22 protein-coding genes and 1 pseudogene are annotated in these 26,656 nt (G+C 68.4%); 10 read left to right on the forward strand and 13 right to left on the reverse strand.

Going from position 1 to position 26,656, the window contains the following annotated elements; all coding sequences use genetic code 11:
• Window positions 1-22: 22 nt before the first annotated feature.
• On the reverse strand, window positions 23-1,393 hold the full coding sequence (locus tag D0D15_RS15345; protein WP_094003716.1) for a tryptophanase: 1,371 nt from the start codon (window positions 1,391-1,393) through the stop codon (window positions 23-25).
• Between the two features lie 155 nt (window positions 1,394-1,548).
• Between D0D15_RS15345 and D0D15_RS15350 the strand changes: the two genes are divergently transcribed.
• From D0D15_RS15350 to D0D15_RS15360, 3 genes are all read left to right on the forward strand, one after another.
• Window positions 1,549-3,243, forward strand: a complete 1,695-nt coding sequence (locus D0D15_RS15350) for a GGDEF domain-containing protein (RefSeq protein ID WP_094003650.1) — start codon at window positions 1,549-1,551, stop codon at window positions 3,241-3,243.
• A 199-nt stretch (window positions 3,244-3,442) separates the two neighbouring features.
• Entirely contained in the window at window positions 3,443-3,715 is a 273-nt protein-coding gene (locus D0D15_RS15355; protein ID WP_233157072.1) for a winged helix-turn-helix domain-containing protein, read from the forward strand.
• Between the two features lie 150 nt (window positions 3,716-3,865).
• A complete protein-coding gene (locus tag D0D15_RS15360; RefSeq protein WP_094003649.1) occupies window positions 3,866-4,516 on the forward strand; it encodes a hypothetical protein in 651 nt (216 codons plus the stop codon).
• 5 nt (window positions 4,517-4,521) lie between these two features.
• Here the strand turns inward: D0D15_RS15360 and D0D15_RS15365 are convergent, their stop codons facing one another.
• The 9 genes from D0D15_RS15365 to D0D15_RS15405 form a co-directional block, all read right to left on the reverse strand.
• Window positions 4,522-5,706 (reverse strand): type III PLP-dependent enzyme domain-containing protein, encoded by a 1,185-nt coding sequence (locus D0D15_RS15365; protein WP_143266141.1) that lies wholly within the window; start codon window positions 5,704-5,706, stop codon window positions 4,522-4,524.
• A gap of 81 nt (window positions 5,707-5,787) precedes the next feature.
• Entirely contained in the window at window positions 5,788-6,738 is a 951-nt protein-coding gene (locus D0D15_RS15370; RefSeq protein WP_158224393.1) for an AraC family transcriptional regulator, read from the reverse strand.
• 37 nt (window positions 6,739-6,775) lie between these two features.
• Window positions 6,776-7,750 carry an AraC family transcriptional regulator gene (locus D0D15_RS15375; protein WP_094003646.1) on the reverse strand — a complete coding sequence of 325 codons (975 nt, stop codon included), beginning with the start codon at window positions 7,748-7,750 and terminating at the stop codon, window positions 6,776-6,778.
• Between the two features lie 148 nt (window positions 7,751-7,898).
• A complete protein-coding gene (locus D0D15_RS15380) occupies window positions 7,899-8,948 on the reverse strand; it encodes a (Fe-S)-binding protein (RefSeq protein ID WP_115944521.1) in 1,050 nt (349 codons plus the stop codon).
• Window positions 8,945-10,327 (reverse strand): FAD-binding oxidoreductase, encoded by a 1,383-nt coding sequence (locus D0D15_RS15385; RefSeq protein WP_094003644.1) that lies wholly within the window; start codon window positions 10,325-10,327, stop codon window positions 8,945-8,947. Before D0D15_RS15385 ends, D0D15_RS15380 begins: the two co-directional genes overlap by 4 nt.
• Window positions 10,327-11,175 (reverse strand): fumarylacetoacetate hydrolase family protein, encoded by an 849-nt coding sequence (locus D0D15_RS15390; RefSeq protein ID WP_115944522.1) that lies wholly within the window; start codon window positions 11,173-11,175, stop codon window positions 10,327-10,329. The genes D0D15_RS15385 and D0D15_RS15390 overlap by 1 nt, the downstream gene beginning before the upstream one ends.
• Window positions 11,176-11,179: 4 nt before the next feature.
• Entirely contained in the window at window positions 11,180-12,664 is a 1,485-nt protein-coding gene (locus D0D15_RS15395) for a M81 family metallopeptidase (RefSeq protein ID WP_094003642.1), read from the reverse strand.
• Complete coding sequence (locus D0D15_RS15400; RefSeq protein ID WP_094003641.1) at window positions 12,661-13,032, reverse strand: RidA family protein; 372 nt, start codon at window positions 13,030-13,032, stop codon at window positions 12,661-12,663. The genes D0D15_RS15395 and D0D15_RS15400 overlap by 4 nt, the downstream gene beginning before the upstream one ends.
• Complete coding sequence (locus tag D0D15_RS15405) at window positions 13,029-14,309, reverse strand: aspartate aminotransferase family protein (RefSeq protein WP_094003640.1); 1,281 nt, start codon at window positions 14,307-14,309, stop codon at window positions 13,029-13,031. Before D0D15_RS15405 ends, D0D15_RS15400 begins: the two co-directional genes overlap by 4 nt.
• Before the next feature lie 233 nt (window positions 14,310-14,542).
• Between D0D15_RS15405 and D0D15_RS15410 the strand changes: the two genes are divergently transcribed.
• Window positions 14,543-15,370, forward strand: a complete 828-nt coding sequence (locus D0D15_RS15410) for an IclR family transcriptional regulator (protein ID WP_233157071.1) — start codon at window positions 14,543-14,545, stop codon at window positions 15,368-15,370.
• Window positions 15,371-15,388: 18 nt separating this feature from the next.
• Here D0D15_RS15410 and D0D15_RS15415 read toward each other — a convergent pair whose 3' ends face one another.
• The 3 genes from D0D15_RS15415 to D0D15_RS15425 all read right to left on the reverse strand — a co-directional run bounded on the left by D0D15_RS15415 (window position 15,389) and on the right by D0D15_RS15425 (window position 20,402).
• Window positions 15,389-16,978 carry an N-acyl-D-amino-acid deacylase family protein gene (locus D0D15_RS15415; RefSeq protein ID WP_143266140.1) on the reverse strand — a complete coding sequence of 530 codons (1,590 nt, stop codon included), beginning with the start codon at window positions 16,976-16,978 and terminating at the stop codon, window positions 15,389-15,391.
• Window positions 16,979-16,988: 10 nt separating this feature from the next.
• Window positions 16,989-19,148, reverse strand: coding sequence for a glycoside hydrolase family 20 zincin-like fold domain-containing protein (locus D0D15_RS15420; RefSeq protein WP_094003638.1), 2,160 nt, complete (start codon window positions 19,146-19,148; stop codon window positions 16,989-16,991).
• 63 nt (window positions 19,149-19,211) lie between these two features.
• On the reverse strand, window positions 19,212-20,402 hold the full coding sequence (locus tag D0D15_RS15425) for an SDR family oxidoreductase (RefSeq protein WP_115944523.1): 1,191 nt from the start codon (window positions 20,400-20,402) through the stop codon (window positions 19,212-19,214).
• Between D0D15_RS15425 and D0D15_RS37005 the strand changes: the two are divergent.
• The 6 genes and pseudogenes from D0D15_RS37005 to D0D15_RS15455 form a co-directional block, all read left to right on the forward strand.
• A pseudogene (locus D0D15_RS37005) lies at window positions 20,305-20,826 on the forward strand (NAD-dependent epimerase/dehydratase family protein); the annotation flags it as partial. The gene D0D15_RS15425 and the pseudogene D0D15_RS37005 overlap by 98 nt on opposite strands.
• A gap of 505 nt (window positions 20,827-21,331) precedes the next feature.
• Window positions 21,332-22,924 carry an ABC transporter substrate-binding protein gene (locus tag D0D15_RS15435; protein WP_094009225.1) on the forward strand — a complete coding sequence of 531 codons (1,593 nt, stop codon included), beginning with the start codon at window positions 21,332-21,334 and terminating at the stop codon, window positions 22,922-22,924.
• Window positions 22,925-22,952: 28 nt separating this feature from the next.
• The gene (locus D0D15_RS15440) at window positions 22,953-23,879 is read left to right on the forward strand and encodes an ABC transporter permease (RefSeq protein WP_158224489.1); all 927 of its coding nucleotides are present in this window, start codon (window positions 22,953-22,955) and stop codon (window positions 23,877-23,879) included.
• A complete protein-coding gene (locus tag D0D15_RS15445; RefSeq protein ID WP_094009223.1) occupies window positions 23,876-24,733 on the forward strand; it encodes an ABC transporter permease in 858 nt (285 codons plus the stop codon). The genes D0D15_RS15440 and D0D15_RS15445 overlap by 4 nt, the downstream gene beginning before the upstream one ends.
• Window positions 24,730-25,710, forward strand: coding sequence for an ABC transporter ATP-binding protein (locus D0D15_RS15450; protein ID WP_094009222.1), 981 nt, complete (start codon window positions 24,730-24,732; stop codon window positions 25,708-25,710). Before D0D15_RS15445 ends, D0D15_RS15450 begins: the two co-directional genes overlap by 4 nt.
• A gap of 95 nt (window positions 25,711-25,805) precedes the next feature.
• Window positions 25,806-26,510 carry an ABC transporter ATP-binding protein gene (locus D0D15_RS15455; protein WP_158224488.1) on the forward strand — a complete coding sequence of 235 codons (705 nt, stop codon included), beginning with the start codon at window positions 25,806-25,808 and terminating at the stop codon, window positions 26,508-26,510.
• The last annotated feature ends 146 nt before the right edge of the window (window positions 26,511-26,656 follow it).

The raw sequence follows: 26,656 nt of genomic DNA on the forward strand, positions 1-26,656 counted from the left end.
ACCCCGTTGATCAGGGGTTTTACTACTCGGCGGCCGGTCGCAGGACCGCCGTGAACTGTCGTAGCGCACCTCCCTGCTCCACGATGTGGTAACCGGTCAACTGGTCCGCCTTCGACCAGACGGTCTCGGCGACGTCGACGACGTATTCCAGGTGGCTGAGCGTGTAGACCCGGCGCGGCAACGTGAACCGCACCAGCTCGCGCGGCGCGGGCACGTCCGGCCCGCCGTCGGGGTCCCGGCGGCCGAAGACCAGCGTGCCCAGCTCGGTGACCCGCACCCCGCCGGCCAGGTAGAGCTCGTTGGCGACGGCGGTGGCCGGCAGCTGCTGCGGCGCGATGTGCGGCAGCATCGCGCCCGCGTCCACGTAGACCGCGTGGCAGCCGGTCGGCTGCAGCACCGGCAGGCCGGCCAGGCCCAGCTGCTCGCCGAACCAGCGCGCGCACTCGGCGCGGTAGCGCAGGTAGTCCGGCTCGGTGACCTCCAGCAGCCCCTGTGCAAGCGCTTCCAGATCACGCCCGGCGAGCCCGCCGTAGGTCGGGAAACCCTCGAACGCGATGAGCTGCTCGCGGGCCCGGGCGGCCAGACCGGCGTCGCGCAACGCGACGAGCCCCCCGATGTTGGCCATCCCGTCCTTCTTGAGGCTGGCCCAGCAGCCGTCCGCGAGTTCGAAGACCACGCGGGCGACCTCGCGCGGCGTCAGGTGCGCGTAGCCGTCCTCGCGCTCGGTGATCAGGTACGCGTTCTCCGCGAACCGCGACGCGTCCAGGTACAGCGGGATGCCGTGGGCGTCGCAGAGCTGGCGGACGGCCTTCACGTTGCGCACCGAGACCGGCTGCCCGCCGCCGGCGTTGTTCGTGATGGTGAGGACGACGCACTTCACCCGGTCGGCCGAGCGGCGCAGCAGGTCCCGCAACCGGCCGGTGTCCAGGTCCCCGCCGAACGGGTTCAGCTCGCCCGGCCCGACCGGCACCGGCAGGTCGACGGCCTGCGCGCCGGCGGCTTCCACGGCCGCGCGCGTGCTGTCGAAGTGCGTGTTGCTCACCGAGATGTCACCGGGACGCAGCAGCAGGCCGAGCAGGATCCGCTCGGCCGCCCGCCCCTGGTGGACCGGCAGGATCTCGGCGTAGCCGGTCAGGTCGCGCACGACGGCCTCGAACCGTTCGAACGAGCGGGCGCCCGCGTAGGACTCGTCGCCCAGCATGAGCGCGGACCACTGCGCGGCTGACATCGCCGCCGTGCCGGAATCGGTCAGCAGGTCGATGGTGATCGCACGGGCCGGGACGCGGAAGAGGTTCCAGCCGGCCGACACGAGCGCGTCCCGGCGTTCCGCCGCGGTGGGGAACGGGATCGGTTCGACGGCCTTGATGCGGAACGGCTCCATGAAGGGCGGCACGGGCAGCTCCTCGCTGGTCAATTCGGACAACCAGACCAGCCTGGTGCGATCGCGGGCCGCGACGGTAGGGGCCAGTTCGCCTCCCGTGGTGAGCTGGGCCACAATCGGCGCGCGATCCGGCCGTCCCGGCCCCGCGGCGGCGGAGGATTCACGGTGTGCCAGCAGCGGCCGACGACGTGGGCTTCGCCTTCCAACCGCTCTACAGCCTGAACACCGGCGGCGTCGTCGGTGTGGAAGCCCTCGCCCGGCCGGCCGCCGGGCGCGTCCACGACCTGCTGCGGGCCGCCCAGCGCCGCGGGCGGCTGGTCCCCGTCGACGCCGGTCTGGCCGCGCAGGCGGTACGCGCCGAGGCGGCTCACGAGACGCTGCTGCCCCTGCACCTGAACCTGACCGCGTTGTCGGCCGCGGCGCCGCAGCTGGTGCTGGACCCGCTGCTGGAGTCGCTCGGGCACACCGGGCGCCGCCCGCGCGAGATCGTCCTGGAGATCGGTGCGCCGTTCCACGGGGTGTCGCCGAAGGCGCTGCTGGCCGGGATGCAGCGGTTCGGCGAGCTGGGGTTCCGGCTGGCCTTCGACGGGCTCGGCGCGGGCGACCTGCCGCTGAACCTGCTCGCCGAGGCACGCGTCGACCTGGTCAAGCTCGACCGCACGGCGTTGCGCCGGCTGCCCGGCGAGGACGCGACGGTCGCGCTGGTCGAATCGCTCGTGCACTTCACCTCGCGGACCGGCATCCGGCTGACGGCGACCGGCATCGAGGCCGAGGAGCAGCTCGCCACCGTGCGCCGGCTGGGCGTGCGGATCGTGCAGGGCAACCTGTTCGCCCCGGCCCGTGCCGGCGCGATGCCCGCCGGGCTGGTCACGGCTCCCCCGGAGCCGGCGCTGCCGGTGCCGCTGACCCCGACGACGGCGCCGCGCGTGGACGACTTCCGGCACCCCGCGACCACCCTGCCCGAGGACGCGACGTGCGACGACGTCCGGCGGGTGCTGCTCGACCAGGACGCGCCGAGCGGGATCGTCGGGCTGGACCGTGCCGGGCGGCCGCGCTGGTCGATCGACCGGGCCCGGTTCCTGCTGGACCTGACCGGCCCGTTCGGGCACGCGCTGCACGCGAACAAGGCGGCCGCGCGGCTGGCCGACCCGCCGCGCACGATCCGCACCGGCGCGGGCGCGCTGGAGCTGCTCGACCTGGTCGCCGACGCCGGCCTGACCCGCAGCGGGGACGACATCATCGTGGTCGGCCCGGACGGCGAGTGCCTCGGCGTGGTGTTCGTGACCGAGATCGTGCGCGCGATGGCCGAGGCGAAGATCGAGGAGGCGGCCGCGCTGAACCCGCTGACCCGGCTGCCCGGCAGCGACACGGTCGCCCGCGAGGTCGACCGGCGGATCGCCGCGGGCCGCCCGCTGGTCGTGGCGTGGCTGGACGTCGACTCGTTCAAGCGCATCAACGACACGGTGGGCTTCGCGGCGGGCGACGACCTGATCCGCGCGCTGGGGCGGGCGTTGACGGACCTCGCGGCGAAGCTGCGCAGCGTCACGGTGAGCCACGTCGGCGGCGACGACTTCCTGATCGCGTGCGACATCGACGAGATCCCGGCCGTCGCGGACACCCTGCTGGGCACCCCGTGGACCGCCGAGCACCTGTCGGTCACGGTGTCACTGGCGACGGTCGTGTGCGCGGGCACGGCGGCGAAGTCCTACCGCGAGGTCTCGCGGCTGCTGGCGCCGCTGAAGAAGCGCGCGAAGGACGTGCCCGGGTCGAGCTGGGTGAACAGCTGGCCGGGCACCGACCGTTTCGAGATCCTGCGCGGACAGGGCCATGACCCATTGCGGGCGCCGAATCAAGTCCGGTGAGAAATGTGCGCCCATTTTGGCTAACCCAGCTGGGTGACGTCAGTGAACAACTGACGAATTCGGCACCCGTTTCGCATTTCCCCGCCCGGTAGGGTGACAGTGCGCGTCCTCCCGTGATCAACCCCGTCATAGCGCGCACAGGCGCATCTTGGAGCAACCGTGAAATCCCCGCCTTTTAACGCCGTTCTACCTTCCTCCCGTGACCGTCCCAGACTTCGATCCAGACGCTCCGGGCTACATCTACGAGATGATGGCTGACCACCTCGCGGCCCGCATCGAGGCCGGTGAGCTGCGCCCCAACACGCCACTCCCCGCGGAACGACGGCTGGCGGCGGAGTACGGCGTGTCACTCGGCACGGCCCGCCACGCAACCCACATCCTCCGCGAGCGCGGCCTGGTGTTCACCATCCGCTCAAAGGGCACCTTCATCGCCGACGAGGGCCGCAGAAGAGCGGCTTCGGGGGATTCGTGAACTCTTTTCACTCGTTCTTCCGGGCGGAATTGCGAACCGCGCCGGAAAAGGACCGCGACAACTCCTCCCGCCCAAGCGGCATTTCCCGCCGCCGTCATCTAGAGTGCGGATGCACGTGCATCTGCATTCGCGCGACGCTGAGGAGGGCTCGTGGTTCCTGATCTGCCTGCGAACCCTCTGTCGATCGAACTCGAGCTGACCCACCGCCGATTCTGGTGGCAGATCGACGACGAGGACGAGCAACCGGAACAATGGGACGTCTCGGCGGACGTCTCGGAGCTGGACGTCTGCCCCGAGGAGCTCCGGCACGTCGGCGACATCGCCCTCGTCATCGCCGATCTGACCAAGGAACGGAACCTGCTGGATTCGGTCGTGCTCGGGGAGTGGGCGCTGGAGTTCATCGCCGAGACGGTGATCGATCCGGACCAGGGCAAGCTGCACCCCGAACTGGACGCGCGCATCAGCCAGGGACCGCCGCGCATGGTGGTCCTGCGGCGCGTCGAACTGACCGAGCCGTGGCGCGGGCACGGTCTGGGCGCCGCACTGATCGCGAGCGCGCTCCGGATCCTGTCGCCGAACGCGCGCCTGGCGGCGTGCCGGGTCTCGCCGCTCGACTTCACCCTCCCCGGCGCGGACCGCATCACCGCGGAACTGTGCAGCCTGCGCGCCGGCGCGATGCTGGAGCGCATCGGCTTCCAACGCTGGCGGGGAGTCCACCTGGTCGACCTGAGAAACCCCGCCCTGGTCGACGCGCGCATGGAGCTGCTGGACCAGTGGTGGCCCGGCCAGGAAGTGGATTGACCGGCCTAGAACAAGGTCTGTGCGAGGCCGGTCAGCACGTACTGGTCATCGACGATCGGCACCACCCGCCATTTGTCCCAGGTCGTGCACGGATGCGAGATGCCGAACCCGATGCGGTCGCCGACTTCCAGGTCGTTCGCACCGCGGAAGTAAGCGTGCTGGTCGTTCATCGCCACCACCTCACCAGGTGGCGCCTTCGCCAGACCGGTTGTGCCGCGGCGGATCCGGTGCAACGGCACCGGGAAGCCGGAGTCCATGCCGGTGTCCCGTTTGCCGAAGTCCACAATGGCCAGGTTCGCTTCCGGCCGGGACAACACGCGCGACCACAGTTCGAGGCTCGAACGCAACGGCATCAGCGGGTACTCGGTCGCCAGCAGCTTCCGGTACTGCTCGTAGCCCAGCGAGTCGTGCGTGACGTAGCACCCGCTGCGCAGAACGACCCGGATCGGACGGCCGTTCCGCCAGCCCGGCCCCAGCTCAGCCGCGACGAGTTCGATGTACTGGGTCCCGCCGGCCGTCACGACGAACTCGCCGGACGCGGGATGCTCCGCGAGAACGCGATCCGCCAGTTCTGTCAGCCCGCGGAGCCAGGCACGCACGTCATCGAGCAGGTGCGCGCCCAAGGCACCGGGGACCACACCTTCGAACCCCCCGACACCCGCAAGCTCGAGCCAAGACGAGGCCAGGACCCGCTCGGCGACTCGCCAGGCCGCGGGCACACCGCGTGCGCCGGTCCGCCCACCCGGCACCCCCAGTTCGACGATCACCGGCAACCTGCGTGCGCGTACCCCACGGGCGAGCTCCTTCTCGAGCACCTCCACGCTGTCGATCGAATCGACGTAGCAGTAGCAGGTGAACGTGGGGTCGTCGTCCAGCTCGCCGCCGAGCCACTCGATCGCCACCGGATCGCACAACTCGTTGGCCAGCAGCAGCCGGTCCGCGCCCAGCCGGCGGAACGCGGCCAGCTGGGTGGGCGTGGCGAGGGTGAGCGCCCAGGCGCCGTGCTCGATCTGCGCCTGCGCGATCTCCGGGGACATCGTGGTCTTCACGTGCGGGGCGAGGGAAAGCCCGTGCTGCTCACAGAACCGCTGCATCGCCGCGAGGTTGTGGTCGAGCTCAGGTTTCCGGAGCACGAGCAGCGGGGTGAGGAAGTCGCCGGCGAGCACGTCGAGCCCACGCAGGCCCCTCACCCCCACCCCTGGCGAGGCCGGCGGAAATCCCTTGTGGTGGTGGGCGATGACGACATCGGGCACCCGAAGCGGCCGCAACAGTCACTCCAATCGGTCGAGGGTTTCCAGTGGGGTCTCGCCGAAGCGCTGCGTGTAGCGGATCCAGAACTCCTCCCGGTCCCCGAATCCGGACCGCCGAGCCGCGTACTCGACCGTGACCAGCGGCTCACGGCCCACCACCAGGATCCGCCGGGCTTGTTCCAAGCGCATCCCCTGGCGGAAGTCCTCCGGCAGGCACCCCTCGTAGTGGCGGAAGATCCGCACGAACTCCGCTTCGGAGACTCCCGCGTCGCGGGCGAGTTCGGTCACGCTCACCTCCTTGTCCGGGTCCGCGGCCTGCAGGAGCACCTTGCCGAAGTCGCTGACGAGCGGGCCGACCTCGGCCGCCCGTGGACCGATCAGCTCGCTGTACTCGTGCGGCTGGTGACGCAGCAGCCAGTTGACGAAGATCTCGTCGGAGTGGCGCGCGAACCGGGATTTCGACCGGCCGAAGAACCGTTCGGCACTGGTGATAAGCGGCTGACCGCGGCCAGTGAGCCGGGTGATGGTGGGGTGGAAGCGGATCGGCCGGGCCGGCCAGCTGCCGGTGATCCGAGCGAGCCGGACGTGCATCGCCCGCTGCTCGACGCGCACGAGTTTGAGGTAGCAGTTCGCCCCGGCCTGGAAGCCGAAGGCGTCCCCGGGCGAGGCGGTGACGACGTCTCCGGTAACGGCCTCGAGGTAGGTCGATCCGACCCGGAATACGCACCGGCCATTCACCACGATGCCGGTCGTGTACGCGGTGCGCGGAACACCGAGTCGGACCACGACGTCCCGGCCGTAGGTGACGATGGCCGAGCTCAGATGGTCGCCCTCGTGACGATGCATTCGTAGATCCATCTCCTTCGGAAAGCCCTCCGGCAGGAGTTCGTGCGGTCCGAGGACCGGCTCGGCGGCCTGCACGGCGAGAACGGGGTCGGCGGTGCGGATGTAGGCGAAGTGGAAGCCGCTCATTGCTCGGGATCTCCGTTCGGGGTCAAGCGGCGGGTGTTCATCGGCGGAGAGTCCGGTCGGGGGTCTCTCCGAACGTCGCGGTGTACCTGCTGGCGAAGCGGTAGTGGTCATGGAAGCCCCAGCACCGGGCCACTTCGCTCAGCCGGATCTCGTCGGGATTGCCGTTCCGCAGCAGGTGGTAGACGGCACGCAGGCGCTCGCGGCCGAGGAACTCCGGCACCGCCAGGCCCCGGTGTCGGCGGAAGCCGGAATCCAGCCGGCCCGGCTCCACGCCCAGTGCACCCCCCAGGGAGCACAGCGTCCACTCCGCCTGCGGATCGGCGCGCACCAGCTCGGTCGCCCGGGTCACCAGGCGAGCGGGTGCGGGGTACGCGGCGATCCGGGCGAGCCGCTCCGAGTAGTTGTTGTGCTGCAGCACCAGCAGGTGGGTGACCAGCCACTCCTCGAACCTCGCGGACCACCGGCTCGCGGTCCACTGGCCCGGGCGGCCCAGGGAAACGATCTCCCGGACCAGCGTCTGGTACCACCGTTGCGGTCGTCCCCCTGCCACGTCCATCCCCAGCTCGAACTTGATCGGGAGGCCGGGTTCGGCACCCAGCAGGTCGCACAGGACCCGTTCGACCAGGTTCGTCCCGATCTTGACGAGGACGAGTTCGGTGTCGCCGGTCAGCGACATCCGCAGCGCCTCCTCCGGGGAAGTCACCACGATGCGCTTCCGGCTCGCGGCGACCTGCTCGCGGCCGGAGCGCACGACGCCGCTTCCCCGCAGGTGCGCCTGTACCACGAAGAACTGACGCGTGCGGCCCGGATCCACGAACACCGGCGCGCCGTATTCCACATAATTGAGGAGAACCTCGCTCAGACATGTAGAATTCATTCGCGCGTCGAGTTGTGCGGCCGGGTCGAGCACATCGAGGTAGTGCTCGCACAGCACCCGGGACATCAGGTCGCGGGTTTGGTCGATGTCGTAGGAATGAAATAGTTCGTACTGCTCCAGGGGTCGCGTCAACATGGTCTACGTTTCGTCGCCGTTGGCAAGATGTTCGACACCCCGGACCAGTCGGGTCATCCGAGTGTCGTAAACTGAAACTCACGTTTCAGGACGCCTATAGTACTCAGAAGCAGCTTCCAGACAAGTCTGTCTGGAGATCTGGTCCCGCCTATTTCGAGGCGATCTCGAGCAGTTCCGCCAGGTGGACCGCCCGCACCGACGAACCCCGTTTCCGCAGGCCAGAACGCAGTTGCCGGAGGCACCCCGGGTTCACCGCGACCACGAAGTCGACCCCGGCTGCCTCGATCTCGGCGATTTTCACCGCCAGTATTTTCGCGCTGTCCCGCGGCCGCAAGATCGAATAGGTGCCCGCCGCGCCGCAGCAGGTGGCCGCCGACGGCAGCTCGACGTACTCCGCCACCGCCCGGATCAGCTCCCGCGGCTGGCGCCACACCCCGAGCCCGTTGCGCAGGTGGCAGGAGTCCTGCAGCGCGACCCGCGCCGGACGGCCGTCGACGAGCAACGGCACGGCGGGCAGAACGTCGGTCTCCACGACGAATTCGCTCAGTTCGCGGACTCGTGGCCGGCCGAGGTGGGCGGCCAGGTGCGTCGCGCAGCCCCCGGAGGTCGTCACGATCGTGCCGGGGAGGACCTCGCCGAGTTCCTTCGCCATTCGCGCACCCGCCGCGGAATCCCCGTTGTGCGCGTGCAACGCCCCGCAGCACCCCTGCCGCGGCGGCGCCGCCAACTCGGGCGCCAGCTTCCGCGCCGCGCGCGAAACCCGTGGGAACAAGGCACGTTCGGCGCACCCGAGCATCAGCGACGGCCCACTCGCGCGCGCGGCCGTCCGCGCGTGCCGGCGCACCTGGCGCGGCACCCGGAGCAGCCACGGGCGCGCGACGGCGGCCATCAGCAGCCGGGCGCGCAGCGGCCCCCGCCTGCCACGCCACTGGTGGTCCCGCCACTGCTCCAGCAGGTTCCCGTATTCCACCCCCGCCGGGCACACCGGTTCGCACGCCCGGCACCCGAGGCAGAACGACGCCTGCTCGGCCAGCGTGCCATCGTCCTCCGGCAGCTGCCCCGTTTCCAGCGCGCGCATCAGCGAGATCCGCCCCCGTGGCGACGACGCCTCCTCCCCCGTCATCGCGTACGTCGGGCAGGCCGGCAGGCAGTAGCCGCAGGAGATGCACCGGTCCAGCAGCGGTTTCGCGAAGATCATGAACCCAGCTTCCCGGGGTTGAGCACGCCGGCCGGGTCGAACGCGGTCTTGATCCGGCGCAGCAACCCGAGCTGGACGGTCCCGAGCCGGTCGGCGAGGAACGGCAGTTTCGCCGCGCCCACACCGTGTTCGCCGGTGATCGTGCCGTCCAGCCGGATCGCCGTGCGGAAGATCTCGGCGAACGCCTTGTGCGCCCGTACCACCGCATCCTCGTCGTCCGGGTCCAGCACGCACGTCGGGTGCAGGTTGCCGTCCCCGGCGTGCCCGAACGTCGCGATCTGCAGGTCGAACCGCTCGGCGATCTCGTCGATCCGCTCGACCATCTCCGGCATCCGCGGCCGCGGGACCGTGACGTCCTCCAGGATCGTCAGCGAGCCGAGCCGCGACAGCGCCGGCAGCGAGCACCGGCGCGCGGTCAGCAGCGCCTCGGCACGCGCGACGTCCTCCGCCACCGTGACCTCGAGCGCCCCGGCCTCGGCGCAGATCTTGCGCATCCGCACCATGTTCCCGGCGACGACCTCGATCGGACCGTCCTCACCGAACAGCAGCAGCGCACCGGCGTCCAGCCGCAGTCCGAGCCCGGCGTACTCCTCCACGACGGCGACGCATTTGCGGTCCAGGAACTCCAAAGTGGCCGGTACGATTCCGGACGTGAGGATCGCGCCGACCGCCCGCGAGGCGTCCGCGAGCGATTCGAAGTAGGCCACGCCCGTGTTGCTCTCGGCCGGTGCGGGCAACAGCGCCACCGTGGCCTCGGTGATCACCGCGAGCGTGCCCTCGAACCCGGTGAGCAGCCGCGTCAGGTCGTAGCCCGCGACGTCCTTCCACAACCGGCCGCCGGTCCGGACGATTTCGCCCGTCGGCAGCACCGCCTCCAGCCCGAGCACGTAGTTGCGCGTCACGCCGTACTTCAGGCCACGCAGGCCGCCGGCGCAGGTGGCGATGTTGCCGCCGATCGTGGCGGTCGTCCGGCTGCCCGGATCGGGCGCGTACAGCAGGTTCCGCGCCGCGGCGGCGTCCGCGAGCCGGGCCGTGGTCACCCCCGGCTGCACCCGCGCCAGCAGCTCCTCGGAGCTGATCTCCAGGATCTGCGTCATCCGCGTCAGCGCGAGGATGATCCCGCCGCGCAGCGGGACGGTCGCCGCGCAGAGGTTCGAGCCGGAGCCGCGCGGCACCACCGGCACGCGGTGTTCGGTGGCCAGCCTCAGGACGCGGGCGACCTGCTCGGTGGTGGCCGGGAAGACCACCGCGTCCGGCGGGTGGTGGAACAGCGGCGTGGCGTCGTGCGCGTAGACCGCGAGATCGCCGGGCGCCTGATGGACGTGATCGGCCCCGACCACGTCGGCCAGGGCGGCGGCGAAATCGCGGTCGAGGGTCATCAGGCCTGCCCGCACACGTTGCGTTGACGGCCGAGTCCGGCCACCTCGGTTTCGACGACGTCGCCCGGCCGCAGGTACTCGAACCGCCCGGACAGGGCGACCCCCTCGGGCGTGCCGGTGTTCACCAGGTCGCCGGGTTCGAGCACCAGGAACTGCGAGAGGTGCCAGATGATCTCGTCGACGGTGAAGATCATGTCCGAGGTCTTCGAGTCCTGGCGCGGTTCGCCGTTGACCCAGGAGCGGAGTTCGAGCACCTGGGGATCCGGCACCTCGTCGGCGGGGACGAGCCAGGGCCCGAGCGGGTTGAACGTCTCGCACGACTTGCCCTTGGACCACTGCCCGCCCGGCCTGCCGAGCTGGAAGGCGCGTTCCGACACGTCGTTGGAGGTGACGTACCCGGCGATGCAGTCCCGCGCGTCGCCGAGCGATTCGAGGTACCGCGCGCGCTTCCCGATGACCACGCCGAGTTCCACCTCCCAGTCGGTGCGCTCCGAACCGCGCGGGATCAGCACCTCGTCGTACGGCCCGACCACGGTGTTCGGCGACTTGTGGAACAGGATCGGCTCGGCGGGTGGCGGATTGCCGGTCTCGGCCGCATGGGCCGCGTAGTTCTGCCCGATGCACAGCACCGCACCCGGCCGCGCGATGGGAGCCCCGATCCGCAGCCCGACGATGTCGATCTCGGCCAGCGGCCCGTCGTCGAGCGCCTCCCGCGTCCGGCGCAGGCCGCCCCGCTCCAGGAAGGCGCCGTCGACGGCGGGCGTCAACGGGGACAGGTCGTAGTGGCGGCCGTCCTCCAGCACCACGGGGCGCTCCCGGCCGGGCGCGCCCACCTGCATCAGTTTCATCCGTCTACTCCGGGAATTCCGCTGCTTCGAAGGGGTACAACGGCTTGCGCCGGTGCCGGTAGGTGAAGCGGCCGAGGTTCATCGCGGTGATGCCCTCGGTGTCGACGACGACCATCCGCCGCGCGATGGCGCCATACGCCGCGCGGGGCGAGTTGACGCCCTTGGCCACCACGATGTGGTAGCGCGCCGGGTCGACGCCGACGCTGAGCAGCTGTTGCAGGCTCGAGTTCATGACAGCCTTGGAGCCGATGACCAGCGTGTGTCCCTCGGCGGTGTCCAGGACGGCCGTCGGACCCTGGTCGAAGAAGCGGAACCCGCCGTGCGTGGCGGCCGGCTCCTCGAACCGGCCGTCGGACACCGCGCGAACCGTCCCGTGCACCGGAACCGGCCGCCCGGCGGAGTGCACGTGCTTCGCCCCCACGCGAAGGTGCACCTCGCTACCCTCCCCAGCCTCGATGCACTGCCGCGCCGAGTGCGGATCCCAGAGCGTCTGCACCAGCGGCGGCACCCCGCGGTCGAGAGCCGCCTGCAGGATCACGGTCGAATCACCGGGCGCCCCACCGCCGATGTTGTCCCCGGCATCCAGCAGGACCACGGGTCCGTCCGGTTCACGCACCGCGATGTCGAGCGCTTCGCTCACCGCGAGCCCCTGCGCCTGCAGACCGGAGCGCCGTTTCCAGACCTGGTTGGCCAGTTCCTGCGCCGCCACGGTCGCCTCGAACTCGTCGCCGTCGTGGATGGCGATGCACGACATCCCCATCTGCGGGACGTCGGCGTACGGGAATCCTTCGACGACGCTCGCGGAGAGCATGCCCGGCCAGCCTGCCACCTCCCGCGCCTTGGCCACCAGTTCCGCCATCGGTTCCTCGGCGGTGTCCTGCCGCGCGATGTTCACCACGAGCGGCAGCGGGACGAGCGCCTGCACGGGCCGGATCTCACCGCGTGCCGCGGCCGCGACCAGCCTCGTGCAGTCGATGCCGCGTTCCTTCGCGTCCACGTGCGGGTTGGTCTGGTATACGAGCGTCACCGTGAGCGCGTCGACCAGCCGCTTGGACACGTTCGCGTGCAGGTCCAGCACCGCTCCGACGGGTACGTCCGGACCGACCACCCGCCGCACGCGCGTGGCGATCTCACCATCGGCGTCGTGCAGGTGCTCGGCCACGGCCGCCCCGTGCAGGTTCAGGAGCACGCCGTCCCAGGGCCCGCGAGCCTGTAGTTCGGCGAGCATCTCGCCCACCAGCCACTCGAACGCGTCCTCGGTGATCGCACCGATCGGTGTCACGAACGCGAAGAGGATCGGTTCGATCTCGATGCCCATCCGCCGCGCCGCGGAGAAATATCCGCCGAGGGTCGTCGCCGATTCCGCGTAGTCGCGGACGATCTCCCCGTCACGCACCACGCCGCCGTTGCCGAACAGTCGCCGGTCGGCCTTCAGCGGTGAGAACGTGTTCGCCTCGTGGTAGAGCCCGAGCGTCGCGAAGCGCATCATCTGTCTCCCGCGTGGGCGACGACGTCGACCTCGAACCGGATGCTCTCCGGCAGGCAGCCGGTGATCGTGGTCCGCGCGGGCAACGGATCCGTGAAGTACTCGGTGTACAGCCGGTTGAACTCGGGGAGATCCCCCGCGTCCCGGAGGTAGGCGCCGACCTTGACCACATCGGACAGTTCGAGTCCGGCGTCCGCCAGCACCCGGATGATGTTGGCGAACGACCGGCGCATCTCCTCGGCGAAGGTTCCCGGGACGATGGACCCGTTCTCGTCCACCGACGCCTGGCCGGAGACGAAGACCAGATCGCCCGCCCGCACGAACGACGAGAACTTCGACGTGTTGCCGTCCCGGCTCACCGTGCCGGTCATCGTCCCGCCCCGTCGCGCAGCGCCTTCTCGAACCGCGTGAGCGCGGCGTCGAGCTCCTCCTCGCCGTGGCAGGCGGAGACGTACCAGACACCACGGCCGGTCACCCACAGGCCGTGCTCGACGAGCACCCGTGACAGACGTTCGTACCGCGCCAGGTCGAGTCGTTGCAACGTCCGGTAGTCCCGGACCTCGGCGTCGCCGAACGAGACGTGGAACGCCGCCGGGAGACCTTCGACCCGCAGGGGGAGGCCGTGCTCGATACCGAGATCCCGCAGTCCCACCATCAGCGTCCTGCCGTGCTTGGCGACCCGCTCGTAGGGCGGATCCTCCAGCAGGCTCGTCACCGTCGCGGCCACCGCGGCGGTCGCCATCACCGAGCCGTTGAAGGTCCCGGAGTGGTTGACCTCCCCGGTGCCGAACCGGGACATCAGCTCGGCGCGGCCGACGAGCGCGGCCACCGGGAACCCGCCGGCGATGGCCTTCCCGTACGTCGCGAGGTCCGGGGGGACCCCGTAGCGTTCCGCGCCACCGCCGAGGCCGAGCCGGAAGCCCGAGATCACTTCGTCGAAGATCAGCACGACCCCGTGCCGATCGCACAACCGCCGGACGGCCTCGAGGTACCCGGGCAGTGGTTCGATGACCCCGGCGTTGATCATCACCGGTTCCATGATCACCGCGGCGACCTGCTCACCGTGCCGGTCGAGCGCGTCGGCGACCTGCTCGGCGTCGTTCCAGGGCAGCACGATGAAATCGTCGAGATGGCGGGCGACCTGCCCCTTCGTGGCCACGCCCCAGTGGCCGTCCCGCGCCGCGGTCAGCACGTTGTCGAGCCAGCCGTGGTAATGCCCTTCGAACCGGATCACCTTGGTGCGGCCGGTCGCGGCCCGCGCCAGCCGTAGCGCGCCCTGCACGACCTCGGTGCCGGACACGCCGAACCGGATCATGTCCGCCCAGCCGACCGCGCGGCACACCAGTTCCGACGCCTGGACCTCGAGCTCGTGCTGGCCGCCGAAGATGACGCCACGCCGGCAGGCGTCGGAGACCGCGTCGACGACGTGGTCGGGTGCGTGCCCGAGGAAGTTCGGCCCCTGCCCCAGCAGGTAGTCGACGTAGTCCCGCCCGTCGACGCTGTACAGCCAGGCTCCCTTGGCGCGCTCGATGAACTCCTGTGCGCCGGTGAGGCGGACGTTCGAGTGGACCCCGCCCGGGGTCCGGGCGGCAGCCCGCCGCCTGAGCTCCGCCGACCGCGGGCCGAGCCGGGTCGAATCGTTGGGCATGCAGATCCCTCCCACAGCCCGGCAGCGGCCAGGGCCGACGTTGCCGAGCCTTTCGATTAGTTTCATCTAGTGAAACTACGAGTCTAAGATGCGACTCACGGTACGACCGTGGTGACCGCACCGTCAAGGGGTCGCGTTCGGCCCACGACCTGCGTCTTGGCCCCCTGACACCCTTCTCCGCGCGGGACTAGGATCTGAAACACCGAACTTGCCGACCGAAACGAGGAGGAGCCGTGGCACGGCGCCGTAAGCAGGACCCGGAAGACATCAACCCGTCGGACAACGGCTCGGCGGAGGAGGAGCGCGACTATTCGGTGCGCGCGGTCGAACGGGTCTGCCTGATCCTCAACCTGCTCCAGGAATCGGTCGATGGCATCACCCTGAACGAGGTCGCCCAGACCACCGGACTGCCCAAGTCGTCGGCGTTCCGCTACCTCTGGACACTGGAGAACCACCGGTACGTCGAGCGCGACGACGAGCGCGGCCTGTTCCGGCTGGGGCTCGGGTTCGTCGGCATGCAGTCCCGGCACCTGGAGATCCTGCGCGAACGCGCCAGGCCGTCGCTCGAGTCGCTGCGCGACGAGTTCGGCGAGACCGCGAACCTCGGTCTGCTGGACGGCGACCACATCATCTACATCGAGATCGTGGAGAGCCGGCGCGGCGTCCGGCTCGCGGCGTCCCGCGGCGACCGCGACCCGCTGCACTCGACGGCGCTGGGCAAGGCGATCGCGGCTCACCTCCCCGCGGACCGCGTCCGGAACCTCCTCGAGTCCACCGGGCTGCCCCCGCGCACGGCGAACACGATCACCTCGCTCGACGACTACCTGGACGAGCTCGCGAAGGTCCGCAGGCTCGGCTACGCGGTGGACAACGGCGAGAACGAGGAGGACGGCCGCTGCGTGGCCGCCCCGCTGCTGGCGACGCACCTCCCCGCGGCGATCAGCGTAAGCGGCCCGGCATCCCGCTTCACGATGCAGGACGTGAAGCGGGTGGCCAAGACGCTGATCGAGGTGGCCGCCGGCATCGCGACCAACCCGCAACCCCAGGAGGCGGCGGACTGATTCCGCGGGGCCGCCGCCTCATCGCCTCAGCACTCGGCCCGGGCAGGCGCCGGTGAGCGCACCGTCCGAGACGACCTTGCTTCCGTTGATCCAAACGTCCCGCACACCGCGCGCCACCCGACACGGATCCGTCCAGGTTGCGATTTCCCGCGTCTTCGGCAGATCGAGCACCGTGATGTCGGCCATCGCCCCAGACGCCAGGCGCCCCCTGCCGGACAGGCCGAGCCGCTCGGCAACGGCCAGCGTGCTCTTGTGAACCGCCTCCGGCAGGCTCAACATCCGGTTGTCGACCACGTACTTCTGCAGCAATCTCGCATGAGCGCCGAAGTTGCGGGGATGCGGCCGCCCAGGCGCGGACTCCGGAAGGGCACTACCGTCACTCCCGATGAGAGCCATCCGGTGGCGCAGGAACGCCCGAACGTCGTCTTCGCTCCGGTAGAACAGGACCACCTGTACGCGGTTGCCGTGCCGCCCGCACAACCGCAGGCACAGATCCTCCGGGGTCACGGACTCCCTGTCCGCCGCCTCCTCGACCGTCAGCCCCTCCAGGTCCTCATCCCCCGGCCCCGTGAGCGACAGCAGGACCCGGCTCCATTCCCAGGGAATGCTTCCGAACAATCCTGTCGAAAGTTCTGCGCGCGCACGCTCGCGGCGTGCCGCATCGCGCAAGTGGACAGCTATCGCCTCTTCCCCGTCCGCTTGTAGCCAGGCGGGCAAGTACTGGGTCAACGATGATGCCGAAGCGTCGTAGGGGTAGATGTCGAACATGATGTCGACACCTTCGCCCGCAACCTCCTCGAACCGCGTGAGAACGTCGTCAGCGCGGCCCCAGCTCCGGGGGTCGTTGAGGGAAATGTGGGAGAACTGCACGCGCGCCCCTGTCCGCCGGCCGAACTCGAACGCCTCCTCGAATGCACCGAACCCGTCAGTCACCCGGGCATGTGTGGCGTAGAGGGCACCTGCCTCGGCGATCACCCGTCCGAGTGTGTGGAGTTCGTCGGGCGCGGCGAACGCGGAGGGAACGTAGGTGAGCCCGGTCGACAGACCGAATGCCCCCTGGTCCAGCGCGGTGCGTAACAAGACGGACATGGTGTCGCGCGCCTCCGCGGTCGAAGGGGTGTTTCCCATCCCCATCGCGGCTATTCGCAGAGCCCCGTGCCCGACCAACGCGGCGATGTTCATGACGGGACCTGCGTCCTCCAGAGCGCGGGCGTACCCCGCGAAATCGACCCACGCCGTCTCCAGCCGAGGTATGCCCAGGCCCTTGAGGAACTCCTCCAGCAAGCTCCGTCGGCCGGGATGAACCGGGAATGCCGAGAACCCGCAGTTGCCGACCACCTCCGTGGTCACACCCTGCATGACCTTGCTGGGCGCCTGGTGGTGCAGGAGGAAGCTGGCGTCCGAGTGGGTGTGGATGTCGATGAAGCCAGGAGTGATCACCATGCCCCGGCAGTCGACTTCGTCCCCTGCGGTGCCGGGAGGAACACCACCGGGAACCACCTCGAGGATGCGGTCGGCTCGAATGCCAACATCCCCTTCGACCGGCGGTCCACCAGTACCGTCGACTACCAGGCCACCCCGTAGCCAGACGACGCCTTCACTCGGCACAGCCTCACCCTCACACGATCCAGGGGTGCCAGGATCCACGCGGTCCGACACCAGGGGCCTCTCGGAGCCGCCGCACGGACGGCCCTATCTCCTTCACGAAGAGCCAGTGCTCGCGCAACGCCGCCGGAGCCAGGTAGGCGGGCTTCGAACGGCTCACGTGTCTCAACAGCGCATGCGCTTTCCGGGTCACCTCCGCCGTTTCTTCCCGGTCGTCCCCGTGGTGATACGTGAGAGCCAGCACATCGAGGAAGAGTTCGAGGGATGCCGCAGTCCGGTGTGTCTCGTCACGCCACTGTTGGACCGGGTTCGGCCAGAACCTGACCTCTCTTCCCGACGGCATGAGGGTGATCGCCTCGCGCAGCGTGGCCGCGATCTGGCGCAACGCCTCGGCGAGCGGCGGCTGCGTCACTGAAAACGCGCGAAGCTGGTCATCCGGGTACCGGGATCCCGGTACTCCGGAATCCGCGAAATAGGGAAGTACTTGGTCGACCACGTACATCATGGATGGATACGAAGCCGTAATGGTGCCCGCCAAGGAGAAAGCCTGCTCCGCTTCGGCGGACGAGCACGGCGACACATACCTGGCCCACCTAGGGCGGAACCCGGCTGCGCCGGCCGAGCCCGACGAGTTCCACGCCAGATCGGCCAGGCAAGCCACGTTCTGGTGGTCAGCCGGGTCTGGGATCCAGTACGCGAGAACGCCTGTCGCACCGGCGAGTGCGCCTTTCCGAATCGCGGTGGAGATGTTCTCCGTGAAATCCTGTCCGAACAGGTGCGGAAAGAGCCCGGTGGTCGGTGCCACCCACGTCTCGGTGCGCTCCGCGCGCGGCTCCGGCACCGGATCGTTGTACTTCCACCAAACGATCACCGGTTCGGGCAGACCGCGTTCGGCGACTCGATCGAGGTACTCGTCCAGCACCCCTTCCCTGACGAGCGTGTCCTGCCAGTGGACCATTTCGATACCGTCGTCCGCGAGGACAGTTCCGACGAGCATCAGGTACTCGATCAAGAGGTGTCCGGGAGAAAGGTCGCGGCAACCCTCGCATGCGCAGTACGGACTGACCAACCGCTGCCGATCGCGCGGGTCGACGTTGCGGATCGGATAGTACTCGTCCCCGGCGACATGGAGTCGGCGAAGTCCGTTGGGGCGCAGGTGTTGGTCGACCAAATTGCGGACCAGGCGCGCCAGCGCGTTGCGTGCCTCCGGCCGGGAGACGCAGTACCCGTAGCCGGTCGGCGTACCATCCGAGTCCACGGCCGACAGCACGCGCACGACCCGAGGGATCAACGTGGAATGGCCGGGGCCGCCGAGGTGCGGGATCAACTCGACGCCGCGTTCCGCAGCATAGGCGCAGATTTCCGAGAACAGGTCCTTCTCGAAGATCACCGGGACGTATTCCAGTTCAACCTCAGCGCCCTTCTCGGCGTCCCAGGTGGTGATCCGAGTACTCGACGCCAACTCCGGAAAGCCGGTCAAGGGGGTGAACATGTACTCGGCGGGCCGTTGCCCGTGCCGGATGTCCCAGCAGCCGTAGATCGACAGCCCGATCGTGTTCAGCTTGAGCTGGGCCAAACGGTCGATGAGGTCCCGCCAGTCGGGCAGATCCATGCGGTCGGTACCCGTGAACGACTCGATGAAGACGCCCCGCGTAGGAAGGTCCGGCCCGTCCTCGATGTCGAGGACCGGCAAGGCGGTACGCTGATATCCGTCCCACAGGTCGAGCAGGGTTCGCACGGCGTGCAGCGCACCTCGCGGATCCGCGAACTCCACCCGAACCGAATCTGCTCGGATCGCAAGACGGTAATTCTCGGCGGGCAACGCCGCCGGCTCGAAGGAAATGCGCGGCGGGAAGCCATCCGCCACTTCCGTTGTTCCGAGGACGCCCTGCACGTGCTCCGCCCACGGAGCAAGCGCGACCGGGATCTCCAATCCGCCGAAGGCAGAACAGGGGAAGGTGGGCCGCCCATTCGCGGCGGTCAGTTTCCGCGGTCGCGGAATGAGTTCGGGAACGGGTCCGGCAGCGACATCAATTTGACCTGGCATAAATTGGAATCCTCGTCGCGAAAACACGTCGACGGGTCGGTGCACAGCAACCAGGACACCCGAGCACTTCCCACTGCCACTCGTTCCCGCCAGGCGTGCTGAATTATGGGTGTCGGAGCGTGACATTACAAGTGATCGCGACGACGTGTCGAAGGCAGCGGTTTTCACCCCGGGCACGCAAAGCGGAATTCACACCATCGTCCAGCCGCCGTCAACGCGGATCGCTTGCCCCGTGAGGAAAGCACTGTCCGCACCGGCCAGGAAACCCACGACGTTCGCGACATCTTCCGGCGATCCGCGCCGCTGCAAAATCTGGTGCGCGAGCACTGTGCGATCGAGATCCTGCTCGTCGAACGACTCCTGCTCCTCCTCGGTCTTGATGGCGCCGGGCAGTACGCAGTTGACCCGAACACCCGAGGGGCCCAGTTCCCGCGCGAGCGATCGGGTGAATCCGAGCAGGCCTGCCTTCGTGGTGCCGTAGTGCAGCGCGTTGGGCGCGCCAGTCTGCGCGAGGACACTACTCACGACGACCACACTGCTACCGGGCGCACCGCGCTCGCGGAAGGCCCGCCGGCAGCACAGGAAGCCCGCGGTCAGGTTGACCGCGAGGATCTCGTTCCACTCCCCGACACTGATCTCCGTCCACGCGTGCCGGACGGTGGTCGCAGCGTTCAGGACCAGCGTCGTGACAGCGCCGAACTCGCCCTCGCATTCGTCGAACATGGCTTCGACCTGTGCGGGGTCGGCGACGTCGGCCGGCAGGACCAGGGCCCGTCCACCGGCTTCATGGATTTCTTCGGCGACCTGTTTCGCCAGCCTGATCATCGGCTCACTGGGGAAACTGTTCACGACCACCGCCATCCCATCGGCGGCCAGCCTGCGCGCGGTGGCTGCCCCGATCCCCCGCGAGGCTCCCGTCACGAGAGCGACCGGCTCCCGCGCGGGTGTCGCCCACCCCGGCCTCGGACCGTCCATCCGGAACACCTCCGCCACTCCGGTCTCGCCACTCACGGTCATTTCAACAGACAAACTAGCTTCTTCACAAGGCGAACCGTGGAACCATCGATGCACAGACCACCCTCGCAGGGTTGCCCAGCGGCGGGGTTCCCCGCGCCGCCCGCGGCACTTGACAGCACCTTCCACACGATTCACCCTGTGTTCCATCAGACGGCACTGGCATTTCATATCCGCTCCTACCGGGTCCGGGAGCCGCGGATTCCGCGGGTTCGTGGCCACTGTCTCGGCCAGGTAACCATCAGACAACTTTTTGACGAGGTGGCTCGTGACAAAGATTCTCATCACCGGCGCATCCGGCCGGGTCGGTTCGACGCTCGCGAAGGCGGCCCTCACGCGGGGGTTCAGCGTCCGGGGGATGGTCATGCCCGACGAGTGTTTTTCGGTGTCGGGTGTGGAGGTGGTGGAGGCGTCGTTGACCGATGCGGCGGCGTTGGCGCGGGCGGTGTCGGGTGTGGATGTGGTGGTGCATCTGGCGGCGCAGATGGTGCTGGGTGAGACGTCGGTGGAGCGGTACTACGACATCAACGTGTTGGGCACGTTGCGGTTGCTGGAGGCCGCGGTGGCGCAGCCGGTTCCGGTGCGCCAGTTCGTCTACGCCAGCACCGACAACACCTACGACCCGGCGCACGCACCACGGGAACCGATCACCGAGGACCACCCGCAGTACCCGGGTGACTACTACGGAACCTCCAAGGTGCTGTGCGAGCAGCTCGTGCGCAACTACCACAAGCTGCACGGGCTCGACTACACCATCCTGCGCTACGGATCCGTGCTGGCACCCAACGAAGCCGTCGCGCTGTTCCGCCTGGACTGGGTCCGCGGGTTCCTGGCCACCCACACCGCGGCCGGCCGCCGCAGCAACCTGTGGCAACTACTGGCCGGCGGGCACGACTTCCTCGGCGCCCTGGACGACCAGATCGGCCACCGCGACGACAACCCCGCACTCGCCCTCACCGGCCCCGACGGCCGCCCCTGGGCCATCCACACCTCCGACGTGCGCGACACCGTCGCCGGAACCCTGACCGCCATCAACCACCCCAACGCCCTCAACCAGGACTTCAACATCGTCGGACCCCACACCACCACCTTCACCGAAGGCGCCACCGTCATCGCCAAGCACTACAACCTCGACCTGCTCACCGCCCACATGCCCGCCACCCTCGCCTTCGAACTCTCCACCCACAAAGCCACCCAACTCCTCGACTACCACCCCCAACACGACTTCGACTCCACCATCACCACCGCACTCAACCCCCGCGGACGCCTGATCCCCTCGACGAACAGGTCTCACCATGTCCAAGGAACGCACGACCACGACCCGTTACTTGACCCGGCGCGAAACACTCCGGTACGCCGCCGCGACCGCTCTCGGACTGTCCGCCGGCGTCCCACTACTGGGCGGGTGTTCCGTCGGATCGCAAGGGCCCGCCGCGAACGGTGGCCAGCCTCCGACGCAGCCGACCGGAACCCTCCGTGTCGCCCACCTCGGGGATCCGACGAGTCTCGACCCGTCCCTCGCGGGAAACGCGGTCTCACTCCCGATCATCTCGCACAACATCTACGAGAGCTTGCTCGGCTTCAACGGCGACACATCGGAACTGGTCGGCGTGCTGGCCGACCGCTGGGAGTCCTCTCCCGACGGTCGGCAGTGGACGTTCTACCTCAAGGACGGCATCACGTTCCACGACGGGGCGCCCCTCACGTCGTCGGCGGTGAAGAAGACGTTCCAGTACTACTCGAGGTCCGGCGCACAATGGGCGGTCCTGCTCCCGCCCAACGCCACGTACGACGACACTGATCCACGCGTGATCCGCATCAGCAGCCCGGCGAGCTTCCCGGACATGGGCCGAAACGCGACGCTGATCCGCATGATCTCGCCGAACCTCGTCGACCGCGGGCCCGAAGCGGTGAACAAGACCCCGACCGGGACCGGACCGTTCCGGTTCGAGAGTTACACGACGGCGAAGAGCATCGTGCTGACCGCCAACCGCCAGTACCGCGGTCCCGGACCGTATCTGGAAGGTCTGCAATTCCAGATCATCCCCGACGCATCCGCCCGTGTCGCGGCACTCCGATCCGGGAGCGTGGATCTGGTGTACAACGTTCCACCGAGCGACGCCGGCGCCCTGCGTACGGCCTCCAACCTCACCGTCACCGAAAAGCCGTTGTGGCGGGTGGGGCAGCTGATCATCTTCACCAAGCACCAACCCGTGGACAACGTGGCGCTGCGCCGCGCGATAGCGCACGCCATCGACAAGGAAGCGATCGTGAAGTCGATCCTCCGCGGAGTCGGAAAACGGCAGGACAACATCCTGCCGGAAGGCGTTTACGGTTACCGGCAGCCGACCACCCAGTACCCCTACGACCTGGACAAGGCCCGGCAGCTCCTCGCTCAGAGCGGTCTGCCGGCTCCGGTCGAGCTCGAGGCGGTGTGGTCCCCCGAACTGGGCGAGAACATCGGCCGGGTCGAGCAGGCGATCAGTGGCATGCTGTCCCAGATCGGCGTGAACATGAAGGCAACGCAGATTCCTTTCGCCGAGGTCACCAAGGTCATCGTTGACCCGAAGCAGAAGCCCTACCACGCTGTGGCCGGCGAACTCGGGTGGTTGACGGGCGGCCCCCTCTTCTTCGCGACGAAGTACTTCCAGCGAACCTCCGAGTTCGACGCGATGAACGACCTCAACACGAGGATGCTGACCACGCCGGACGGGCCCGAACGTCTTCAGCTCCTCGCCGACATGCAGGAACTGTTCGCGCAACAGCTGCCCGCCATCCCGCTCTACAACTCGATCCAGGTCGATGCGTACTCCAGCGCGGTTCAGGGCTACAGCGCGCCGAAGGACGGCTTCCAGCCCAGGTTCGGCCAGGTCTTCCTCAGCCAGTAACCGTCGACAGCGAAGGGAAGCGGGCCCTGTGATCACCCGATTCATCATCAACCGGTTGCTGCAGAGCATCGTCGTCGTATTTGGTGCGGTTGTCATCAGCTTCCTACTGACCAACACCATCGGCCGGCCGGCGGATGTCATCGGTGGGCCGCAGATGACCGCTGAGGCACGTGCCGCGCTCAACGCCGAGCTCGGCTACGACAAACCTCTACTCACGCGATTCCTGCATTACCTGGGCGGAATTTTTCAAGGCGACTTCGGAACATCGTACCGAACCAGTTCCGACGCGATGGGCGAGGTGGTCACGGCCTTCCCGAACACCTTGATACTGGTGGTCCTGGCCATCCTGCTCGCCGCCATCCTGGCGCTCATGTTGACCATTTTCAGCGCGCGTCATCGCGAGTCGTGGGCAGACCGCTTCATCCGGCGCACGATCGGGGCTCTGCAGGGCATGCCCGAATTCTGGCTCGGGCTGATGCTCATCCTCGTGTTCTCGGCGAATCTTCAGCTGCTGCCGAGTTTTGGTTTCTACAATGTCTCATCGATCGTCCTGCCGGTGGTGACCCTCGCATTGCCCACAGTTCCGACGCTGTACCGCGTGTTCCGCGGGCAGATGCTCGACGTCCTCGGAAACGACTTCGTGGAGGCCATGCGGGCGCGCGGTTTGAGTGAACGCGTGATCGTCTACCGCCACGCGCTCCGGAACATGCTCGGCCCCAGCGTGAACTTCACCGCGCTCCAGCTGGGTTACCTGATCTCGGCGTGCGTCATCGTCGAGACGATCTTCTCCTGGCCGGGAATCGGCAACCTGATGATTTCGGCCGTCCTCACTCGCGACTTCGCGGTGGTCCAGGCGACCATCATCATGGTCGCGGCCTTCTACGTGCTGCTCAACCTGATCTCGGACATCTTCATCCTCATCAGTGATCCTCGCGTCCGGATGGTGAAAGCATGAACCTGCTCACGGGCAAACCGGCCACCCGGCGCCGTGCACGTCCCGGTGGTGCTTCGTTGCGGGCCGGTGCGACGCTCCTCGGCGCGCTCGCCTTCGGCGCTGTCGTCGCACGTGTCCTGCCGATCGACCCCAATGCGCAGAACCTCGCGGAGTCCTACCTTCCGCCGATGTCGGGAGGTCACGTTCTGGGCACGGACGTCCTCGGACGCGATTTGCTGGCTTGGTGCGCGTACGGCGTGGCGACCTCGCTGACCGTCGCGCTCATGGTGGTCCTGATCAGTGCGTTCGTCGGCGTCTTGATCGGTGCCTACGCCGCGTACATGGGCGGGTGGGTGGACGCCGTCCTGATGCGACTGGTCGACCTGCAACTCGCCGTCCCTCCGCTACTGATATTCCTGGCCGCATCGATGTTCATCCAGCCGAGCTACGCCACGATGGTCGTCCTGCTTTCGTCGGTCGGGTGGGTGCCCTACGCACGACTGGTCAGGGCGAATGTGCTCGTCGACCGGGAGCGGGGGTACGTCGCCGCCGCTCGCTTGGCCGGGACCCGGCGGATCGGCATTCTCTTCGGACACCTGATCCCCGCCGCAGCGACCCCCATCATCGTCTACGCGTCCCTGCACATCGGGTTCGTCGTACTGTCGGAAAGCGCACTGTCCTTCCTCGGACTCGGCTTCCAACCCCCCACCGCCAGCCTCGGTTACATGATCTCGCAGGGCAGGGACCAACTGGTCGGTTCCTGGTGGATCGCCACCGTGCCCGGTCTCGTGATCATTCTGCTCGTCGTCTCGGCCAACCTGATCGGTGACGGACTACGGGACCGGTTCCACCTCGACTCCGGAGGCCTCGAATGACCGCACCCGCACTTCAGGTCCAAGACCTCGAGATACTCGCTCCGAGCGGAACGAAACTGGTCTCGGGCGTGAGTTTCCAGGTGTTCCCCGGGCACCTGCTCGGTCTTCTCGGGGAGACCGGAGCAGGCAAGACCCTCACAGCACGAGCGGTTCTGGGGCTGCTGCCGAAGACGCTCCGGGCCAGCGGCAAGGTCAGTTTCGACGGGCACACCTGGTACTCGCTGGGAGAGCCCGACCAGATCGCGCAACATCTCGGCACCTCGACCGGCCTCATGTTGCAGAACCCCGCCGCGGCCTTCGACCCGATGCAACGCATCGGACGGCAACTCGTCGAATCGGTGGTGCACAAGCGGCTGATGACTCGCCAGGAGGGCACGCACCGTGCGCGTGAACTCTGCGAGTACCTGGGCCTGTCGGACACCGACGAGCTGTTCCAGCTCTACCCGCACGAACTGTCGGGAGGTATGGCGCAGCGGCTCGCGCTGGCGCTGACGCTCATGCCGAGACCGCGCCTCCTGGTGGTGGACGAGCCTACCTCGGCGCTGGACGCGAACCTGCGGATCGAGGCACTGAAACTGCTTCGGTCGATCTCCGAGGAGGCCGGGATGGCGGCGCTCCTCGTCTCCCACGACCTCGGTCTGGTGAGCAGCTTCTGCGACAGCGTGGCGATCATCTACGCTGGCAGGTTGGTCGAGTACGGCCCGATGACCACGGTCATCGACCGTCCCGCGCACCCGTACACGGCGACATTGCTGAGCTGCGAACTCACGCTCGACCGGCCTTCCAGGAGCCGCCTGCCCGTGATCCTGGGCGAGCCGCCGTCGCCGGGAAACTGGCCCCGCGGGTGTTCCTTCCACCCCCGGTGCCCGGACGCCCAGGAGCGCTGCGCGATCGAACGTCCCCTGTTCACCAACGAACCCGACGGTGGCTACGCGTGCCACTATCCGCGACGGGAGGGCCGGACGTGCAACATCTGACCGCCAGGAACACCAAGGCCGCCGCGATACACGTGAGCACGTTGTCCAAGGACTTCCGGAACCGCAAGGGCGTGGTCCGCCACGCCCTCGACTCGGTGGAGTTCACCGTCGACCCTGGCAGGACCACCGCGGTGATCGGGGAAAGCGGTGCCGGCAAATCGACCCTCATCCGGTGCGTCGCCGGTCTGGAGAAACCGACCAAGGGAGCGGTCCTGGTCGGCGGCGTCGAGGTCACGGCACCCAAGCACGGCACCACCAGTCCGGTGCAGATGGTCTTCCAGAACCCGACCGACGCGTTGAATCCGGTGCGCAGCGTCGGGTGGAGCGTCGCGGAACCGCTCCGGAACCTCGGCAAGCGCGACCGCCGTGCCCGCGTGGCCGAACTGATGACCTCGGTGGGAATCGATCCGGCGCGGTACAAGGAAAGGCCCAAGGCGTTCTCGGGCGGTCAGCTCCAGCGGATCGTCATCGCTCGCGCCTTGGCGTCGTCGCCCGACGTGCTGCTGTGCGACGAACCCACTTCCGCGCTGGACGTCTCGGTACAGGCGCAGATCATCAACCTCCTACTCGACCTGCAGGAGAAGTACCAGTTCGCGTGCATCGTCGTCACCCACGACCTCGCCGTGGCGAGGGCACTCGCGGACGATGTGGTCGTGCTGAGGCACGGGTCCATGCTGTTCTCCGGGTCCCTCAGCGAGATGATCGGTGACGCTGCGGATCTCGATCCCTACGTTCGACAGCTGGTTCGTTCGTCGCACGAGATGGAGATCAAGAAGGTGGAACACGAACAGGTCACATGATCTGCACCCGGTGGAAGCGGCTCGCAGCCGGAACGCCCGTGGGCAGTTCACGGGCGTTCCGGCTTTCGCTCGCTTGTGGGGATCCAGCCTTGGGTGACGGGGGTGTAGTCGGGGTTGGGGGTGGGGTTGAGTGCGGTGGTGATGGT

It is taken from the genome of Amycolatopsis thermalba (assembly GCF_003385215.1).
GTDB lineage: Bacteria > Actinomycetota > Actinomycetes > Mycobacteriales > Pseudonocardiaceae > Amycolatopsis_E > Amycolatopsis_E thermalba.